At 67.5% G+C, this 4,198-nt stretch carries 3 protein-coding genes and 1 pseudogene; all 4 read right to left on the reverse strand.

Going from position 1 to position 4,198, the window contains the following annotated elements; genetic code table 11:
- Window positions 1-166: 166 nt before the first annotated feature.
- Window positions 167-1,933 carry an ABC transporter substrate-binding protein gene (locus tag ABZ281_RS40325; protein WP_356662943.1) on the reverse strand — a complete coding sequence of 589 codons (1,767 nt, stop codon included), beginning with the start codon at window positions 1,931-1,933 and terminating at the stop codon, window positions 167-169.
- 8 nt (window positions 1,934-1,941) lie between these two features.
- The gene (locus tag ABZ281_RS40330; RefSeq protein WP_356662944.1) at window positions 1,942-2,940 is read right to left on the reverse strand and encodes an ABC transporter permease; all 999 of its coding nucleotides are present in this window, start codon (window positions 2,938-2,940) and stop codon (window positions 1,942-1,944) included.
- Window positions 2,941-3,283: 343 nt separating this feature from the next.
- The gene (locus ABZ281_RS40335) at window positions 3,284-4,084 is read right to left on the reverse strand and encodes an enhanced serine sensitivity protein SseB C-terminal domain-containing protein (RefSeq protein ID WP_356662945.1); all 801 of its coding nucleotides are present in this window, start codon (window positions 4,082-4,084) and stop codon (window positions 3,284-3,286) included.
- A 36-nt stretch (window positions 4,085-4,120) separates the two neighbouring features.
- Window positions 4,121-4,198: pseudogene (locus tag ABZ281_RS40340) on the reverse strand (hypothetical protein); the annotation flags it as partial.

A 4,198-nucleotide genomic window follows, 5' to 3' on the forward strand; every position in this document is an offset into this window, starting at 1 on the left:
CGGTTGGTGCCGTGCCGCCCCCCCCCCTACACCCCGCCCGGCTCCTAGGCGGCTTGGTTGTTGTCCGCCCCACCCGGTGCCGGGGGGGGGGGGGGCGGGGGGGGTGACGGCGGCGCGCCCCACCCGGTGCCTTCACCTGCCTTTCGAAAGGATCCGGCCTGCTGAACTACTTCGAGGAGCTCATCAGCAGGTAGTCGTACATGCCGAGGTAGGCCTGCGTGACCGTGACGTTCGTCGCGGACGTCGGCCGGAGCAGCAGGTTCTTGCGGTAGACCAGCGGGACGACCGAGGCGTTGTCGAGCACCATCTTGTCGATGTCACCCCAGGCCTTGGTGCGGGCCGCGTCGTCGGTGTTGGCGATCGCGTCCGTCAGGGCCTTGTTGATCTTCGGGTCGTCCAGCTCCATCAGGTTGTTGCCGCCCGAGGGCTTGATGGCGGCACCGTTGACGATCTGGTCGAGGAAGCCGTAGCCGGTCGGCCAGTCGGCACCCCACGCCATCGAGAGCATGCCGAGCTTGTTGTCGTGGACGTAGCTCGGGACACCGGCGAAGTTGGAGAAGTACTTGCCGGAGGGGAACTGCTTGATCTCGACGTTGACGCCGATCTTCTTCAGCGACGCCTGGATGGCGGTCGCCGCGGCGATCTCGGCGGGGCGGTCGGAGCGGGCCGTCAGGATCGTGTTGAAGCCGTTCGGCTTGCCGCACGCCTTCAGCGACGCCTTGGCCTTGGCCACGTCACCCTTGTGACCGTCGGTGGCGTAGGTGTCGAACTTGGTGTAACCGTTCACCGACGGCGGCAGCAGCGTGGTCGCCACGTCGCCCTTCGGCGAACCGCCCATGGCGTCGAGCACCGACTGCTTGTCGAGGCCCCACTGAACGGCCTTGCGGCAGTCGGCGTTGTCGAACGGCTTCACGTTCACGTTGAGCGCGATGTACTGCGTGGCGCCCGCGTAGGAGCTGTCCGTCTGGTCGGCGAGCTTGCCGCGCAGCACCTTCGGCTGGGTCTGCGGCTGCACACCCGTGCCGGCCGCGTCAGCCGTGATCTTGTCGGAGATCAGGTTGTTGTCGACCGTGACCGGGTTGACCTTGAACTTGATCGTGATCTTGTCCGGCAGGGCCTTGCGGACCGGGTCCGTCTTGGGGTCCCACTGCTTGTTGCGCACGAGGGTGGCGCCGCGGCCCTCCTCGTAGGACTGGAACTGGTACGGGCCGGAGGACTGGATGGCCTGCACGTACTTCGCGCCGGTGTCCTTGGCCTGCGGCACGGGGGCCGTCTGCGAGAACGTCGCCAGGTAGTCGAAGTCGGCGAACGGCTGCTTCAGCTTGAAGACGATCGTCCGGTCGTCCGGCGTCTCGATGGACTTGATGCCCTCGGCGGACTTGTCCTTGTAGGGGCCCTGGTACTTGTCGCCGCCCTCCAGGTACGCCTTGAAGTACGTCGGGCCGTTGGACAGTGCCTCCGGCGCGAAGTTGGAGCGCTCGATGGCGTACTTGACGTCCTTGGACGTCACCGGGGTGCCGTCCTGGAACTTCACACCCGCACGCAGCTTGTACGTCCAGGTCTTGGCGTCCGGGCTGGACTTGCCGAGTCCCTCGGCGAGGTCCGGCACGACCTCCAGGCCCGCCTTGCCCGCCGCCGGCTTGAACGTGGTGAGCGTCCTGCCGTAGAGGCGGGAGAAGTTCTGGACCCAGCCGTAGTACGTGTTGCCCGGGTCGAGGGAGTCCGGCACGTCCGAGTGCTCGTACGTGGCCGTCCCTCCCTTCTTGTCCGACGCGTTGACGATCGAGTTCAGCGCGGCGTCCTTCTTGCCGTTGCCTCCCCCGTCGTTGTCGTCACCTCCGCCGCCGCACGCGGCAGCACCCAGCGACAGTGCCAGGACCGACGCAACGCCGGCGGTCACCCTTCTCGTCTTCACCTGAGGAAGCCCCCTCATTCGATGGATCACTTGCTGCGAGGGTCGAGGGCGTCACGCAGCCCGTCACCCAGCAGGTTGAAGGCCAGGACGGTGATGAAGATCGCCAGTCCGGGCACGAACATGTACTGCGGATCAGCCGTGTAGAGATCCACAGCGTTGCTGAGCATGCCGCCCCAGGAAGCCTGCGGCGGAGCGATACCGACGCCGAGGAAGCTCAGCGCGGCCTCGAACAGAATGTTCGTCGGGATGATCAGCGTCGAGTAGACGAGGATCGGCGCGACGAGGTTCGGGAGCAGTTCCCGGAACAGGACATACGGGCCGCGTGCCCCGAGGCTCGTGGCGGCCTCGATGAACTCCCGCTTGCGCAGGGTCATCGTCTGGGCGCGCACGATGCGGCCGATGTACGGCCAGCTGAAGAAGCCGATCACGAAGATCAGCACGCAGATGCGCAGCGGCAGGCCTTCGAGGCCGAAGAACCCGTCCTGCACGGAGGCGGAGATCGAGATCGCGAACAGCAGCAGGGGGAAGGCCAGGAACGTGTCCATCAGCCTGCTGATCACGCTGTCGATCCAGCCGCCGTAGTAACCGGCGACGACACCGAGCACGGTGCCGATGCACACGGACAGCAGCGTGGCGCCGCCCGCGACCAGGAGGGAGACCCAGGAGCCGTCGATGATGCGGGCGAGCATGTCCCGGCCGTACTGGGGGTCCACGCCGAGCGGGTGGTCCCAACTCATTCCTCCCCAGCCGCCCTTGGGGGCGAGCAGCGCGGGGTCGATGAGGTCCTGGTTGAACTGGTTGGGATCGAGGTTGAAGATCCACTGGATCGGCTTGGAGAACACCGCCATCAGCGTGAGCAGGATGACGACGACGCCTCCCGCCATCGCCACCTTGTCCCGCTTGAAGCGCATCCAGGCGATCTGGCTGAGCGAGCGCCCTTCGATCTGGCTCTTCTTGACCCCGGAGAGCACGGCCTCGGGCTGTGCTCCGGCTTCCGCCCCGGTGGTCTCGATCGGTGCGGTCACGGTGCGATTGACCCCTCTCGGGCCGGCGATCGCCGACCCCCTGGCTGCCGCTGTAGCGGTTTTGTTTGTCTCGTACACAAGACCGACCCGGCCCGTGTCTTGCGGGGAGTCTTCAACGCTTTGGCGATCTGTTGCCAGACTTGGCGGTGAAAGGATGCGTAAACGTGATGCTGTCTGCAGGGTTCCGTTATCCGGACAGCGGGTAGCGAGGGTCGGACGCGCCAAGACAGGGGCACTTTAGGACATCATGGCGCTTGTCGCCCCTATCTACGCGCGGAGAGCTGAGCGACTATCGCGTTCGAGGGGTGGTCCGGGAAGGACTGCGGGGGCGACTTCGAGCCGGTCAGAACCGGCCCTGCGCCGGAGGGTATCCGTAGCCGGAGACCGGCGCCTGGACGGGGGCGGTGGCATGGGCCTCGCGGTCGTAGAACGGGCGGGCGTTCGCGCGCAGCCACATGGCCACCGGGTCGTGCTCGTCGGACATGGCGACGGTCGACACGGGGAGCCCGTCCGGTACGGCGCCGAGGGACTGCTGCATCATCGCGCGCACGGAGTCCACGGCCGGCGGCGAGGTGTCGTACACATCCAGTCCGATGGCGAGGTACGGCGCCCCGAGCGCGGGCTGCACCCAGGCCCGGCGCAGGGAGCGGACGGCCGGGGTGCGGTGGGCGTTCTGCGCGAGCAGGGCGTAGAACTGCGGGACCTCGATGGCGGGTTCGGACAGGCGCAGGGGGCCTGCGGGCTGGCGGTCCAGGCCCGTGGCGATCCGGCGCAGGTCGAGCCAGGGGATGCCGACGCCGCCGCCGGGGGCGTGCGGGTTGAGCCAGAGGCCGAAGTGGTCGGGGTAGAGGGCCCGGGCGACGTCGACTCCGTCGATCACCTCGTACGAGCGGTTCCAACCGCTGGCGGAGAGCTCCTGGGCGGAGGTCACGCAGGGGGCGTAGCCGCAGCCCTCGACGTCCATGTTTCCGTACTGGGCGTCGGGGGAGCCGGCCTGCCCGTGCCACAGGAGCATCCAGATCTGGCCGGTGTGCGGGGTCGCGAGCGCGCGCAGGAGAGCCTCGTAGGCGTCGTAACGCCCGGGCGTGACCTGGCGCAGCATGTGCTCGACCTGTCCGGCCGCGGCCGTGCCGCTCGCGCTCACCTTTACCGCCCCTTCGTACAACGCCTCGACGGTGCCCTAGCTTACCGGAGTGTCACGGCAGAGGAGAAGATTGCGAATGTGGGCTGCGCGGACGTTCTTGAACCGGTACGTGCC

It is taken from the genome of Streptomyces sp. NPDC006265 (assembly GCF_040613555.1).
GTDB lineage: Bacteria > Actinomycetota > Actinomycetes > Streptomycetales > Streptomycetaceae > Streptomyces.